A 15,322-nucleotide genomic window follows, 5' to 3' on the forward strand; every position below is an offset into this window, starting at 1 on the left:
CCTCCCCCTGAGCCGGTGATCGCTCTCCGGCTCATCAATCCCCCCGATTTTGATTACTGTTTCTTATGGTAATCCTGTTCCGAACCGCCTACGATCATCAACATAATGAATAAAAAGTTGAGGTGACTATGCGCTGGCAAGGGCGTCGTGAAAGTGACAATGTAGAAGACAGGCGAAATAGCGCCGGCGGTGGTCCTTCCATGGGCGGCCCTGGTTTTCGTTTGCCGAGTGGTAAAGGCGGTATCATTCTGCTGATTGTGGTGCTTGTCGCGGGCTATTATGGCGTGGATCTCACCGGACTGATGACCGGCCAGCCTGTTTCGCAACAGCAAACCACGCGCTCCATCAGCCCAAATGATGATGAAGCCGCAAAATTTACCTCAGTGATACTGGCAACGACCGAAGATACCTGGGGTCAGCAGTTTGAAAAAATGGGGCGCACCTATCAACAGCCGAAGCTGGTGATGTATCGTGGCGCGACGCGTACCGGCTGCGGTGCGGGCCAGTCCGTGATGGGACCGTTTTATTGCCCGGCGGACGGTACGGTATATATCGATCTTTCCTTCTATGATGACATGAAAAATAAGCTGGGCGCCGATGGCGATTTTGCTCAGGGCTATGTCATCGCGCACGAAGTAGGCCACCATGTGCAGAAACTGCTGGGTATTGAACCGAAAGTTCGCCAGATGCAGCAGAATGCCTCTCAGGCCGAAGTGAATCGCCTTTCTGTTCGTATGGAGCTGCAGGCGGATTGCTTTGCGGGTGTCTGGGGACACAGTATGCAGCAGCAGGGTGTACTTGAATCCGGCGATCTGGAAGAGGCGTTAAACGCCGCTCAGGCCATTGGTGATGATCGTTTGCAACAGCAAGGGCAAGGGCGCGTTGTGCCCGATAGCTTTACTCACGGCACCTCGCAGCAACGTTACACCTGGTTTAAACGCGGCTTTGACAGTGGCGATCCGGGACAATGTAATACCTTTGGCAAAGGCATTTAAGATATTGAGGCAGGGATGTCTGACAATGCAGCACTGAGTGCGCTCACAGAACAGATGAGCCGCGAAGGGATTCGTCGTCTGTTGGTCATCAGCGGCGAAGAAAACTGGTGCCAGGCCCAAGCGTTAGCGCTACGCAAAACATTGCCCGGCGACTGGCTGTGGGTGGGGGCAACAGCCCCTGCTGAGCCGAACTGCACACCCCAGGCGCTACAGACGCTGTTAGGGCGTGAATTTCGCCATGCCGTTTTTGATGCCGGGCAGGGATTCGACGCGGCGGCATTTGCCGCACTCAGCGGCACGCTCCGCGCCGGGAGTTGGCTGGTGTTGCTGACCCCGCCCTGGCAGGACTGGCACACGCATCCGGACGCGGATTCCCTGCGCTGGAGCGACTGCGCTGAACCTATCCCAACACCGCACTTTGTTGAACACTTCAGGCGAGCAGTGGCTCGTGAAGGGGAAACGCTGCACTGGCAACAGCATCAGGCGAAATCCTATCCGCATTTTCCTGTGCGAGCAGACTGGCAGGCGGCAAACGGCGATCCCCAGCCGGAACAGGCGAAGATTTTACATCATTTACTGGATATGCCTCCGGGTGTGGTTGCGGTGACCGCCGCGCGTGGTCGGGGAAAATCCGCGCTGGCCGGGCAGTTGATTTCGCGTATGAAGGGGACGGCCATCGTTACCGCACCGGCGAAAGCGGCAACGGATGTACTGGCGCAATTTGCCGGGGAACGCTACTGCTTTATGGCGCCGGACGCGCTGTTAGCCAGTGCTGAAACGGCTGACTGGCTCGTTGTTGATGAAGCGGCTGCTATTCCTGCACCGCTTCTGCACCAGCTGGTTTCACGTTTTCCCCGCACGCTGTTAACGACAACCGTTCAGGGCTATGAGGGAACCGGCAGAGGGTTTTTGTTGAAATTCTGCGCTCGCTTCCCACATCTGCGGCGCTATGAATTACAACAGCCAGTGCGTTGGGCGCAGGGATGCCCACTGGAAAAAATGGTCAGCGATGCGCTGGTGTTTGATGATGAAACCTTTACGCATGCGCCACAGGGTGAGATTCGCTTCTGCGCATTTGATGCGAATGTCTGGCATACCAACCCGACGCTACCGCTGGCAGTCTATCAATTGCTCTCCGGTGCGCATTATCGCACCTCGCCACTGGATCTGCGCCGGATGATGGATGCGCCGGGTCAGCATTTTCTTCAGGCATCGGGCGTGGACGCTGTTGCAGGCGCTGTCTGGCTGGTGGATGAGGGTGGCCTATCCGCAGCGTTAAGTCAGGCTGTGTGGGCGGGATATCGCCGGCCAAGAGGCAATCTGGTTGCGCAGTCACTGGCGGCGCATGGCAGCGATCCGCTGGCCGCAACGCTGGTTGGCCGGCGGGTTAGCCGTATTGCGGTTCATCCCGCTCGCCAGCGGGAAGGTATCGGGCAGCAACTGATTATGCAGGCCCATCAGTATTCCTCGCAGTGTGACTATCTTTCCGTCAGTTTCGGTTATACGGCCGAATTATGGCGTTTTTGGCAACGCTGCGGTTTTGTCCTGGTGCGGATGGGGAATCATCGTGAAGCCAGCAGCGGGTGCTATACGGCAATGGCGTTACTTCCTATCAGTGATGCCGGGCAGCGTCTGGCTGAGCGGGAGCATCAGCGATTGCGTCGCGATGCGGCGATCCTCGCCCAATGGAATGATGAGCGTATCCCGGTCGTTCCACTGAACGCGTCTACGCTTAATGATGATGACTGGGATGAGCTGGCAGGGTTTGCCTTCGCGCATCGGCCGTTACTCACATCACTCGGTTGTCTGAGCCGTCTGCTCCAGCACTGTGCACAGCCTCTCCCGGCGCTGCGTGGGCGTTTACAGGAAAAATGCAGTGACGCGGAATTGTGCAAGCGGCTGAAGGTCTCGGGGCGAAAAGCGTTGTTGCTGGTTCAGCGTGAAGAGGCGGCACAGGCGTTAGCGCAGTTGGATACCGAACGTCAGCAACGGTTACGTAATCGCATTATGCAATGGCAATTTTTTCACTAACTTCTTCAATTTCCTGGCATGGTCATTGCGGTTAAGCGGCGTAGAATAATTCTCATCAGTTAAGGAGATCGCCATGAAACATGACCATTTTGTTGTTCAAAGTCCCGATAAACCCGCTCAACAGTTGCTGTTGCTGTTTCATGGCGTCGGCGATAATCCGGTAGCCATGGGCGAAATAGGTTCCTGGTTTGCGCCACTGTTTCCGGATGCGCTAATCGTTAGTATTGGCGGGGCAGAGCCTTATGGCGTTGCCGGTGGCCGTCAGTGGTTTTCTGTTCAGGGTGTAACGGAAGAGAACCGCCAGGCGCGTATTGATGCCATCATGCCGGTGTTTATCGAAACCGTTCACTATTGGCAGAAACAGAGTGGTGTGTCACCTCAGGCTACCGCGTTGATTGGTTTTTCTCAGGGGGCGATTATGTCACTCGAGAGTATCAAAGCTGAGCCAGGGCTGGCATCGCGGGTCATTGCCTTTAATGGTCGTTACGCCACCTTGCCGGAAGCGGCTACCACTGCTACCACGGTGCATTTGATTCACGGCGGTGAAGATCGGGTGATTGAGTTATCTCATGCCGTTGCTGCGCAGGAAGCGTTAATTCGTGCAGGTGGGGATGTGACGCTGGATATCGTCGAAAATCTGGGGCACGCCATTGATGAACACAGCATGCAGTTTGCGCTCGACCATCTGCGTTTTACCGTGCCGAAGCACTACTTTGATGAAGCGCTGAGCGGTGGTAAGCCTCACGATGATGATGTGATTGAGATGATTTAACCTGTAGGCCGGATAAGGCGAAGCCGCCATCCGGCATGACAGTCAGTGATAGTGCCGGATAGCAACGTGATATGTGTTATCCGGCCTACAAATTATTTCTTCGGCTGATCCTTGTTCGGCCAATCGTCGTCATCGTCCCATTTATCGTTAAAATCACGATGCGGGGGAAGCTCCGGCTTATTGGCGAGAAACTTCTTGTGGTCGACACGCTTAAGATCTTTGATCACATTCAGCAGTACCCCCACCAGAAACACCAGCACTAAAATCCACCAATATTTTGCCAGCCAGTCCATGCTTATTTCCTCTTGCAGGAACACTCATCAGGCGACGAGTTGTTCCATGATACGTTGATACATACGGGCAAGTAGCTGCAGGTCGGCGGCATTGACGCATTCATTTATTTTATGAATGGTGGCATTGACCGGCCCAAGTTCCACCACCTGTGCCCCCATGCGGGCAATAAAGCGCCCGTCGGACGTCCCGCCTGTCGTCAGTAACTGCGGTTTAATCTCATTATAGTGCTCAATGGCGTTCACCACTGCATCCACCAGTTTACCGCGTTCGGTCAGGAACGGTTGGCCGGAAAGCCACCAGTCTACTGTGTAACGCAGTTGGTGCTTGTCCAACAGTTCCAGTACCCGCGACTTAATCATTTCGTCGTTTAATTCGGTACTGAAGCGGAAGTTGAACTGAATAAACAGTTCGCCGGGGATGACGTTGTTGCTGCCCGTGCCTGCCTGAATATTGGCAATCTGCATGCTGGTTGCTGGGAAGAACTCATTGCCCTGATCCCACTCAATCGCCACCAGCTCATTGAGCATTGGCGCCGCCCGGTGCACCGGGTTATCAGCCAGATGCGGATAGGCCACATGTCCCTGTACGCCATGAATAGTCAGGTTGCAGGTGAGGGAACCACGGCGTCCATTTTTTACCACGTCACCGACGATTTCGGTGCTGGACGGCTCACCGACCAGGCAATAATCCAGCCGCTCATTGCGCGCCATCAGCGTTTCAACGACCTTCACGGTGCCGTTTTTAGCGCTGGCTTCTTCGTCAGACGTTATCAAAAATGCCAGACGCCCTTGATGGTTCGGATGTTGGGCGACAAATCGCTCTGCCGCCACGACCATTGCCGCCAGCGAACCTTTCATATCGGCCGCACCGCGCCCGAACAGCATGCCGTCGCGAATGGTCGGTTCAAACGGCGGATTGATCCACCGATCAACATCGCCTGCGGGCACTACGTCGGTGTGACCGGCAAATGCCAGGGTCTCACCTTTTCCGCGCCATGCCCAAAAATTCTGTGTGTCACCAAAATCCATTCGCTCAACGGTAAAACCTACCGCACGCAGACGTTCAATCATTAACGCCTGGCACCCGGCATCATCCGGGCTCAGGGAAGGTCGGCGAATAAGCTGCTGTGTCAGCTCAATAACCGGGCACGACATAGACTATACCTCATTAAAAAACTGCAAATACTCGTCATCTTTCAAGCTGCATGTGCGGCGATGGCATTCACTCACTCCAGTCACTGACTTTAGTAAGCTCCTGTGGCTCATTCGCTGGTTGCCTTCCCGCTGCCCGAAATCCATTGAGTATAACTGGATTCACTGAAACCAAGCAGCATAGGCTTACCCGGCTCGCAGAGCAATGGGCGTTTGATAATTGCAGGCATTTCAATCATCAATGAGGCGGCAGCAGTGGCATCCGTGATTTGATTACGCGTTGCTTCATCCAGTTTTCGCCAGGTGGTTCCCCGCGTATTGAGCAGCGCCTCCCAGCCTAACTCGCTGATAAAGGACTGTAACAGCGCGTTGTCCAGACCGTCGACACGATAATCATGGAAGCGGTAGTCAATACCCTGCGTTTCCAGCCAGCGTCGGGCCTTTTTAATTGTATCGCAATTCTTAATGCCGTAGAGGGTGATCATGTGAATCCTTATTGACGTATTTTGAATACTTATTCTTGTATTCTCGCGTTTCTGATAATACATATTGTCATTCATTCGTTATAGAAAAATATAACATTGTTGAACAACGGTGAATAATGATTCCTGAAAGTTCCAAAATTTCACGTCGATCAGTATTTCAGAATAAACCTGTTTGCATCAGTCTGTTTTTCCATCAAAATTGTCAAAGTCGTAGATTATGTGTGAATATTTCAAAATATTGCAGTGAGTCACATAAAATTTATGGGTATAGCGCATAGTGATGACATGACCCCAGGCACTGGAGGATGTAATCACAACCATCGGTTAAATTATCTTCTTTTAATGAGGATGATTTCGTAGAATGCCCATAATAATAAGAGAGGTCGTTATGATTGAACGTGAACTGGGGAACTGGAAAGACTTTATCGAAGTGATGCTTCGTAAATAATTTTCTGGAAGAAATTCATATCCTGAAAAGGATGAAAAAGGCGACTCATCGTAAGTCGCCTTTTTTGTGCCCGATTATTCTGGGCGTGGCTTCAGCGGGAAGCGTCTACGCACCAGCACAAAGAACAGCGGGACGAAGAAAATCGCCAGAATGGTGGCTGAAATCATCCCACCCATGACACCGGTCCCAACCGCATGCTGGCCGCCGGAGCCAGCACCGCTGCTGATTGTCATCGGCAGTACCCCGAAGATAAACGCCAGCGATGTCATGAGAATCGGACGTAAACGTTGGCGACACGCATGCAGCGTAGCGTCGAGCAGGTCGTGCCCTTTTTCGTTCATCTCGTTGGCGAATTCAACAATCAGTATCGCGTTCTTCGCCGATAGCCCGATTACCGTTAATAAGCCAACCTGGAAATAAACGTCGTTTTCCAGACCGCGCATCCAGGTCGCCAGCAGCGCGCCAATGACCCCCAACGGTACGACCAGCATAACGGAGAACGGTACCGACCAGCTCTCGTACAGCGCAGCCAGACACAGGAACACGACCAACAGCGAAATGGCGTACAGGGCAGGAGCCTGAGATCCCGATAACCGTTCCTGATAAGACATCGCCGTCCATTCAAGGCCAAATCCGGTTGGTAACTGGCGAACCAGCGACTCCATCACGTCCATTGCCGTACCAGTACTGACTCCGGGTGCGGCTTCGCCGACGATTTCAACAGCAGAATAACCGTTATATCGCTCCAGACGCGGTGAGCCGGTTTCCCAGCGCGAAGTGGCAAACGCGGAGAATGGCACCATGCCGCCGCTGCTATTGCGCACGTACCACAGGTTAATATCGTCCGGGAGCATGCGGTATTTTGCCGCAGCCTGGACGTAAACCTTCTTCACACGGCCCCTGTCCATAAAGTCGTTTACGTAACTGGAGCCCCACGCCGTCTGCAATGTGTCGTTGATGTCGTCAATGGAAACGCCCAGCGCCTGAGCTTTACGCTGATCGATATCAATTTGCAGTTGCGGACTGTCATCCAGACCGTTATGGCGAACACGGGTCAGTGAAGCGTCTTTCCCGGCCAGCTCAATGAGTTTGTCGCGTGCGGCCATTAACGCGTCATGGCCTGCACCGGCGTGGTCCTGTAATTCCATATCGAAACCGGCGGAACTACCAAGACCGCTGATGGCCGGAGGACTACTGGCGAAGACGCGGGCTTCTTTAATCTTATTGAAGGCTTTGGTCGCGCGTTCGATAATGGCGAAAGACGTCCCGGTAGTGGTGTCGCGCTGATCCCAGTCTTTTAAGCGGACAAACATACGCGCCACGTTTTGACCGTTCCCGCCAGGGCCGGAACCGACCGTGGAAAAGACCGACATAATGTTGTCTTTTTCGTGGGTGAAGTAGTACTTCTCGACTTCCTCAACGACTTTTAATGTTTGCTGCTGCGTGGAGCCGCTCGGCAACTGTACCGAGGTGGTAAACATCCCGCGGTCTTCTAACGGCAAGAAGGACGTTGGCAGGCGCAGGAACAGGAATACCATCCCGCCAAGCAGCAGTCCGTAGATCAGTATCCAGCGCAGGCTGCGATGCAAAATTCGGGCAACGCCTTTTTCGTAACGCTCAGCGTTGCGGTTAAACATCCGGTTAAACCAGCCGAAGAAGCCTGTTTGACCGTGATGCTCACCTTTATGCAGCGGTTTAAGTAGCGTAGCGCACAGGGCAGGGGTGAGGATCATCGCCACCAGAACGGACAGCACCATCGCGGAGACGATAGTAATCGAGAACTGGCGATAAATGGCCCCGGTAGTGCCGCCAAAGAAGGCCATTGGAATAAAGACCGCCGACAGCACCATGGCGATACCGACCAGCGCGCCCTGGATTTGCCCCATCGATTTTCGCGTCGCTTCACGTGGTGAGAGACCTTCCTCACTCATAATACGCTCGACGTTTTCCACCACCACGATAGCGTCATCAACCAGCAGGCCGATCGCCAGCACCATCGCAAACATTGTTAAGGTGTTAACGCTGTAGCCAAAGGCGTAAAGCACGGAGAAGGTACCCATCAAAACGACAGGAACGGCGATGGTCGGGATCAGCGTGGCGCGGAAGTTTTGCAGGAACAGGTACATCACAAGGAAAACCAGCGCGATAGCTTCGAGCAGCGTTTTCACCACATCGATAATCGACGCTTTGACGAAGGAGGTGGTTTCATAGGCCACCTTGTATTCCAGCCCGTGCGGAAAATACTGCGACAGCTCATCGAGGCGGTTGATGACCAGTTCCGCTGTTGCCATTTCATTGGCGCCGGAGGCCAGTTTCACCCCAAGTCCGGAAGCCGGGTTGCCATTAAAGCGGCTAAGGTAGTCGTACTTCTCGGCCCCCATTTCGACCGTTGCCACATCGCCTAATCTGACCTCCGAGCCGTCCTGGTTAACGCGTAGTGTAATATCGCGGAACTGTTCCGGCGTTTGTAGTAGCGACTGCGCGTTGATCGTCGCATTCAACGCCTGTTTGTCCACCGAAGGGGTACCGCCAAGCTGGCCAACCGCAATCTGCGCATTCTGTGACTCGATAGCGTCAGTCACATCTTTGGCGGTCATCTGGAAGCTGTTAAGTTTGGCCGGATCGAGCCAGATACGCATGGAATACTGTGAACCGTAAGCATCAATATCCCCTACACCGTTAATACGGCTAAGCGGGTCCTGAATATTACTTGCCACGTAGTCGGCAATATCTTGCTTATCCATTGAGCCATCGGTAGACACAAAAGCGATGGTCAGAATATTGGTATCCCCGGTTTTTCGCACCGTAACACCCTGATCCTGTACCGCCTGCGGCAGTTTACGCATCGCCGATTGCAGCTGGTTTTGCACCTGCTGTACAGCTTCATCAGGATCGGTCCCGGCAACGAAGCTAAGCGTCACCGTCGCCTGACCGGTTCCGCTGCTTTGGGATGACATATACATCAGATTGTCGAGACCCGTCATGTTCTGCTCGATAACCTGGGTCACCGTGTTTTCCAGGGTTTGTGCAGATGCGCCTGGATAGCTTGCGGTAACCCGCACGTTTGGCGGTGCCAGGTCGGGATATTGCTCAACGGGCAGCGAAAAAATAGCCAGGGCTCCCGTCAGGCACAACAGGATAGCTAACACCCAGGCAAAAATGGGGCGATCGATGAAAAAATTCGCCATTAAAAGGGGACCTCGTGTTTCTGCGTATATTTATGCGTATGACTTGCTTACTGTAGCGGCAAGGTACGGGGCAAACGTGGAGAAAAAAAGAAGATAATGTAAATTATCATGCCCGTTTACAGCGTACCTTTTGTGCCAACGCCGTCAGGCCTGAATTCAGGCTTTCCGACGCTTTGCTGTTCTTTACGTTAGCTGACTGTCGGTCTCTGCCGACCGAAAGCTGATGCTCACCAGCGTGCCTCCTCCGGAAGGTTGCGAGAAGGTCAACGTACCGCTGAGCCTCTCTGCGCGCTCACGCATGATATTCAGACCGTAGTGCCCCGTAGGCTCATGAGGCTCACCGATGCCGACACCGTTATCACGGATATAAACGGTATGATTACCATCCGGCGCGGTCACGCAACTGACCGCAATTTCGCTGGCATTGGCATGCTTAATGGCATTCAGCACCGCTTCACGGACGATCTGTAACAGATGCACCTGCATTTGCGCGTCCAGTGCCAGTGTTGGCAGCCGACAATCGAGAGTCAGTTTAGCAGATGTTTGATTTTGCAACGTTTCCAGCATTTCATGCAGGGCGGAAGGTAAATCGGCCTGCTGTAAGGTCAGGCGGAAGGTGGTGAGCAACTCGCGCAGTTGACGATACGCATCGTTCAACGCCTGGGAGAAATCGGCCATGATACTCTGCGCCGGGGCATTATCTTCCGGAATCGAACGCTTCAGTAGCGTTAACTGAATGCGCAAATAAGACAGCACCTGTGCCAGCGAGTCATGGAGCTCACGCGCGATGGTCGCTCGCTCTTCCATTAACAACAGCTGCTGAAAATGTTTTTGCGCCTGATTGAAGTACAGGCCGCGTCCCAGCATGGTTGACACACTATTAAGCAGCGGCGTAGAAGCGCTCACGTTAGGGCTTTGCCAGTGTAGTTCGCCATAGACGGTGTCCTGCATGGTGACCGGCAGGATCTGCATCGGCAGGTCGGCACTTTTCGTTCCTTCGCTGATCCGCCAGTTATCTCCGACGGTGAGTTCCAGGAAATACGCGGCGTCATGTTCGCGGACAATCTGTAAAATATGGCGGAAGCAATACACGTCAATCTGGCTGGTATTCAGTGCCTGGGAACATTGATATAACACTTCCAGGCGGCGATTGGCTTCGTGGAGATCGTGGGTTTTCTCGGCGACGGAGGCTTCCAGCGAGCGGTACAGCTTATGCAACTCACTCGACATCTGGCTAAACGTCTTCGCCAGTAATCCCAGTTCGTTGGGGAGTTGTGTATCCAGCGGTGAGATATCAAACCGACCGTGTTCAATATGCTGGCTGGCCATCACCAGCTTATTCAGCGGGCGCACGACCTGCTGGCGAATACGCCGTAGCGTAAAGAAGACGAGGGTGAAGATGCCGATCCCTCCCGCCAGCGATATGCCAAAAACCAGCATCACTTTGCGCTCGGCATAATGCTGCAACGCCAGCACGAAGAGATCGATTTGATCGACGTAGTTGTTGATATTGGACTGATACCACTGCAAGTCGCCATCGATCAGACGGGCGTTCATTTCCAGCCAGTTAGCATGCAGGCGGCCATAGCGACTTTTTACCGCTTGCGGAACATACCAGGCATTCAGGTTTTGCAATGCTGGCGCGTTAAGCGCCTGCTGGAAAAGCTGACGGTGGGCGTTTAACTGCGGGCTCTGGCTTTGCAAATCGTAACCTAATCGATAGCTTTGCATACGCAGAGAGCCGGCAATATTGATGGCTTCAGCATCCCGCAAGCTGCTGGTCAGCGTAAGCAGTGCAATACCCGTTGAGAGAATCGACAGCAACACTATATAGAAAAAAGCCTTAGCCAGGCTGGCCGAGACCGGACGCTTTACCGTCACTTGCGCACCCTCACACAATTCACGCCACGCTCCGACTCAACCTGAACGATTCAGCGTATTTGATAAATGTTAAAAAAGTAATCATGAAACTGAACGTTAAATGAAACACAATTTCATATTCGATGAAATAAATTGATCTGCCACAGGTTCTGGATAAATAGTTGTGCTTCCTGGGCAAATGAACATTGCCGCCCTCTTCAGGGTCGGTTAATAACAACAGTCATATAAAGAATAAGGTTTTCGCAACCAAAAAAGAAGGAAGCCATGAATCGTTTTATTATGGTCAATAGCCAACAGTGCCTGGGATGCCACGCCTGTGAGGTCGCCTGTGTCATGGCCCACAATGACGAGCAACATGTCCTGAGCCAACGGCATTTTCAGCCCCGAATTACCGTCATCAAGCATCAGCAACAGCGCAGTGCAGTCACCTGCCACCACTGCGAAGATGCCCCTTGCGCCAGAAGTTGCCCGAATGGGGCCATTAGTCATGAGCACGACAGCGTTCAGGTAAATGCGCAAAAGTGTATTGGCTGCAAATCATGCGTCGTTGCCTGTCCTTTTGGTACGATGCAGATCGTACTTACTCCTGTCGCTAAAGGAAAGGTAAAAGCAACGGCGCACAAATGCGACCTGTGTCAGGGGCGTGAAGAGGGCCCGGCTTGCGTGGAGAACTGTCCGGCGCAGGCGTTGCAACTGGTGACGGAAAACTCGCTTACCGGATTATCAAAAGCACGTCGGCTGCGTACGGCGAGCCTTGAAAGTCAGCCCTGGCATGCCAGCGCGACCGATTTTACGCCCCATCAGCTCACCAGGCGTGAGCAGATGCAGGCGACGACGCCGCGCGGTGAACCGGATAAATTGGCGATAGAAGCCCGTAAAACCAGCTTTGATGAAATATACCTGCCATTTCGTACGGTGCAGGCAGAGCGGGAAGCGTCTCGTTGCCTGAAATGCGGCGAGCACAGTATTTGCGAATGGACCTGTCCGCTACATAACCACATCCCGCAGTGGATTGAACTGGTCAAAGCCGGGAACATTGATGCGGCGGTAGAACTTTCTCACCAGACTAACTGCCTGCCGGAGGTGACCGGGCGCGTCTGTCCACAGGACCGACTGTGCGAAGGGGCCTGCACGGTGCGGAACGAACATGGCGCGGTGACTATCGGCAATATTGAACGTTATATTTCTGACCGTGCGCTGAGCAAAGGATGGCGACCCGACCTTAGCCATGTGCAGAAAGTCGATAAACGTGTCGCCATTATTGGCGCAGGTCCGGCCGGTCTGGCCTGCGCGGATGTGTTAGCGCGAAATGGCATCAGCGCTACCGTGTTCGATCGTCATCCAGAAATCGGCGGCTTGCTGACGTTTGGTATTCCGGCTTTCAAGCTGGACAAATCGTTGCTGGCGCGCCGCCGTGAAATCTTTAGCGCCATGGGTATTCATTTCGAACTTAACTGCGAAGTGGGTAAAGACGTGGCGCTCTCCTCGCTGCTGGACGATTACGACGCCGTATTTGTGGGAGTTGGTACCTATCGTTCGATGAAAGCCGATCTGCCAAATGAAGATGCGCCGGGCGTTTATGATGCGCTGCCGTTCCTGATTGCCAACACCAAGCAGGTGATGGGGCTGGAGGAACTGCCTGAAGAGCCGTTTATCGATACCGCAGGATTGAACGTGGTTGTGCTGGGCGGAGGCGATACGGCAATGGACTGCGTGCGAACCGCGCTGCGTCATGGCGCAAGCCAGGTGACCTGCGCCTATCGTCGTGATGAAGCCAACATGCCGGGCTCGAAAAAAGAGGTGAAGAACGCGCGTGAAGAAGGAGCAAGCTTCGAGTTTAACGTCCAGCCGGTTGAGCTGGTGTTGCATGCCGATGGACGCGTCAGCGGTGTACGTTTTTTACGTACTCAGCTTGGCGAACCGGATGCGCAGGGTCGTCGTCGCCCGGTTCCCATCGCCGGGAGTGAGTTTGTCATGCCCGCTGATGCGGTGATCATGGCGTTTGGTTTTCACCCACACGGCATGCCGTGGCTGGAGTCGCATGGCGTTAAGGTTGATAACTGGGGGCGCATTGCCGCTGATGTTGAAAGCGCATACCGTTATCAAACCAGCAATCCGAAAATCTTTGCTGGTGGTGATGCAGTTCGCGGTGCGGATCTGGTCGTTACTGCGATGGCGGAAGGGCGACATGCCGCACAGGGCATCATTGACTGGCTGGGTGTAAAATCAGTCAAATCTCACTAGCCTAAGGTCAAGACAAACCCGGTTTCACGGCGTAGTATTATTTCTCACTTCTTGCTGTGGAGCCGGTATGTCGCAAAAAATTACCCTCATCAAAGATAAAGTCCTTTCTGATAACTACTTCATCCTGCGCAATATCACCTATGACCTGACCCGCAGCAATGGCGAGGTCATTCGCCACAAACGTGAGGTTTACGATCGCGGTAACGGCGCCACAGTTTTACTGTATAACCCGGAGAAAAAAACCGTCGTGCTGACTCGTCAGTTTCGTATTGCGACCTGGGTCAACGGCAATGAAAGTGGACAACTGATTGAAGCCTGCGCCGGATTGCTGGACAACGATGAGCCGGAAGTTTGCATTCGTAAAGAAGCCATTGAAGAGACCGGCTTTGAAGTGGGCGAAGCACGGAAACTTTTTGAGTTATATATGTCGCCGGGCGGCGTGACGGAGATCATTCACTTTTTTATCGCGCAATACAGTGACAGCCAACGGGCCAATGCGGGTGGCGGTATTGAAGATGAGGATATTGAAGTACTGGAATTGCCTTTTGAACAGGCACTATCGATGATCAAAACGGGTGAGATTTGCGACGGGAAAACGGTGCTGTTACTTAACTACCTGCAATTGTCGCATCTTATGGATTAGCGGTCAGGGTTTATATTTCTTTACAAAGATACAGGCCAATCCGACGATTCTTATTGAGCCTCATCAGTCGCGCAAGGAAGATACCGCCTGGGCTGTGTGTTTTGATTTTGGGGTTGTACCGTCCATGCGCTATCGCATTATTTTCGTGTTCCTGCTCGGCCTGCTACCGGCCCGCTTGTTGTGGGCGGCGCCTGCACAGCAGGCATTTTCTGATTGGCAGGTGACCTGCAACAATCAAAACTTCTGCGTGGCGCGAAATACGGGAGATCATCACGGCCTGGTGATGACCCTGAGCCGCAGTGCCGGGGCGCATACCGATGCCGTGTTGCGTATTGAACTTGGCGGTATGGATTCTCCTGATGTCAAAGAGGCCGATATTGCACCGCGCTTGCTGCTGGATGGCGCGCCACTTCCCCTGGCCGGTGAACACTGGCGTATTACGCCCTGGCATTTGATGACGGATGATCCGGCTACCATCGGGACATTTTTACAAACTGTGCAGGATGCGAAAGCCATTACCCTGCAAAAAGGTACGCAAACGCTTTCTCTGTCTGGGCTGAAAGCAGCATTGTTGTTTATTGATGCGCAACAAAAGCGCGTCGGTAGCGAAACCGCCTGGATTGAGAAAGGAGACGAGCCGCCGCTCAGCGTTCCACCGGCTCCCGCCCTGAAAGGTGTGGCGGTGGTTAATTCCACGCCAACGCCACTTACTCAACAGGAGCGTAGCGAGCTGTTGGATTATGGCAACTGGCGGATCAATGGCATCCGCTGTTCACTCGATCCCATGCGTCGTGAGATGCGGGTTTTCGCCTTAACGGACGATAAAGCTCTGCTGATGATCGGCTGCGAAGCAGGGGCATACAACACCATCGATCTGGCATGGACCGTTTCTCGCACCACGCCGTTTACCTCTCGCGCTGTACGTCTGAGCCTGCCATTTAAAACCGATGCAGACAGTACCGACATGGAGCTGACCAATGCCACGTTTGACGAGAAATCTCGTGAGTTGGTCACTCTCGCCAAAGGGCGAGGTTTATCGGACTGCGGGATCCAGACTCGCTGGCGGTTTGACGGCCAGCGCTTTCGTTTGGTGCGTTACGCACAAGAGCCAAGCTGTGATAACTGGCATGGACCAGATGCCTGGCCCACGCTATGGATCACGCGTTAATTTAATGCCGGATGTGACAGCG

The 15,322-nt window shown here is 53.5% G+C and carries 12 protein-coding genes; 7 read left to right on the top strand and 5 right to left on the bottom strand.

The features are described from left to right. Nucleotides 1-128: 128 nt before the first annotated feature. The 3 genes from ypfJ (at nt 129) to ypfH (ending at nt 3,798) form a co-directional block, all read left to right on the top strand. The gene (gene ypfJ / locus HV261_RS09290; RefSeq protein ID WP_202038085.1) at nt 129-995 is read left to right on the top strand and encodes a KPN_02809 family neutral zinc metallopeptidase; all 867 of its coding nucleotides are present in this window, start codon (nt 129-131) and stop codon (nt 993-995) included. A 15-nt stretch (nt 996-1,010) separates the two neighbouring features. Next, nucleotides 1,011-3,026, top strand: a complete 2,016-nt coding sequence (locus tag HV261_RS09295; protein ID WP_202038086.1) for a tRNA(Met) cytidine acetyltransferase TmcA — start codon at nt 1,011-1,013, stop codon at nt 3,024-3,026. 73 nt (nt 3,027-3,099) lie between these two features. Further along, nucleotides 3,100-3,798: an esterase gene (ypfH, locus tag HV261_RS09300; protein WP_202038087.1), complete on the top strand. Its 699-nt coding sequence runs from the start codon at nt 3,100-3,102 to the stop codon at nt 3,796-3,798. Nucleotides 3,799-3,890: 92 nt separating this feature from the next. On the opposite strand, the gene HV261_RS09305 is transcribed toward ypfH, so the two are convergent. From HV261_RS09305 to HV261_RS09315, 3 genes are all read right to left on the bottom strand, one after another. Beyond that, entirely contained in the window at nt 3,891-4,091 is a 201-nt protein-coding gene (locus HV261_RS09305; RefSeq protein WP_003835080.1) for a YpfN family protein, read from the bottom strand. Nucleotides 4,092-4,118: 27 nt separating this feature from the next. Then, on the bottom strand, nt 4,119-5,246 hold the full coding sequence (dapE, locus tag HV261_RS09310; protein ID WP_137384763.1) for a succinyl-diaminopimelate desuccinylase: 1,128 nt from the start codon (nt 5,244-5,246) through the stop codon (nt 4,119-4,121). Between the two features lie 107 nt (nt 5,247-5,353). Beyond that, nucleotides 5,354-5,728: an ArsC family reductase gene (locus HV261_RS09315; RefSeq protein WP_202038088.1), complete on the bottom strand. Its 375-nt coding sequence runs from the start codon at nt 5,726-5,728 to the stop codon at nt 5,354-5,356. Nucleotides 5,729-6,116: 388 nt separating this feature from the next. On the opposite strand from HV261_RS09315, the gene ypfM reads away from it, so the two are divergent. Continuing rightward, nucleotides 6,117-6,176, top strand: a complete 60-nt coding sequence (gene ypfM / locus HV261_RS09320) for a protein YpfM (protein ID WP_001386977.1) — start codon at nt 6,117-6,119, stop codon at nt 6,174-6,176. 74 nt (nt 6,177-6,250) lie between these two features. On the opposite strand, the gene acrD is transcribed toward ypfM, so the two are convergent. Continuing rightward, a complete protein-coding gene (acrD, locus tag HV261_RS09325; RefSeq protein WP_202038089.1) occupies nt 6,251-9,364 on the bottom strand; it encodes a multidrug efflux RND transporter permease AcrD in 3,114 nt (1,037 codons plus the stop codon). A gap of 183 nt (nt 9,365-9,547) precedes the next feature. Continuing rightward, the gene (gene narQ, locus HV261_RS09330) at nt 9,548-11,245 is read right to left on the bottom strand and encodes a nitrate/nitrite two-component system sensor histidine kinase NarQ (protein WP_202038090.1); all 1,698 of its coding nucleotides are present in this window, start codon (nt 11,243-11,245) and stop codon (nt 9,548-9,550) included. A 264-nt stretch (nt 11,246-11,509) separates the two neighbouring features. Here narQ and aegA point away from each other — a divergent pair, with 264 nt between their 5' ends. From aegA to HV261_RS09345, 3 genes are all read left to right on the top strand, one after another. Continuing rightward, entirely contained in the window at nt 11,510-13,489 is a 1,980-nt protein-coding gene (gene aegA, locus HV261_RS09335; RefSeq protein WP_202038091.1) for a formate-dependent uric acid utilization protein AegA, read from the top strand. A 67-nt stretch (nt 13,490-13,556) separates the two neighbouring features. Then, the gene (nudK, locus tag HV261_RS09340) at nt 13,557-14,132 is read left to right on the top strand and encodes a GDP-mannose pyrophosphatase NudK (RefSeq protein ID WP_202038092.1); all 576 of its coding nucleotides are present in this window, start codon (nt 13,557-13,559) and stop codon (nt 14,130-14,132) included. Nucleotides 14,133-14,256: 124 nt separating this feature from the next. Continuing rightward, nucleotides 14,257-15,300, top strand: coding sequence for a DUF1176 domain-containing protein (locus HV261_RS09345; protein WP_202038093.1), 1,044 nt, complete (start codon nt 14,257-14,259; stop codon nt 15,298-15,300). Nucleotides 15,301-15,322 lie beyond the last annotated feature (22 nt).

The sequence above is a fragment of the Citrobacter sp. RHBSTW-00671 genome (assembly GCF_014103415.1).
Taxonomy (GTDB): domain Bacteria; phylum Pseudomonadota; class Gammaproteobacteria; order Enterobacterales; family Enterobacteriaceae; genus Citrobacter.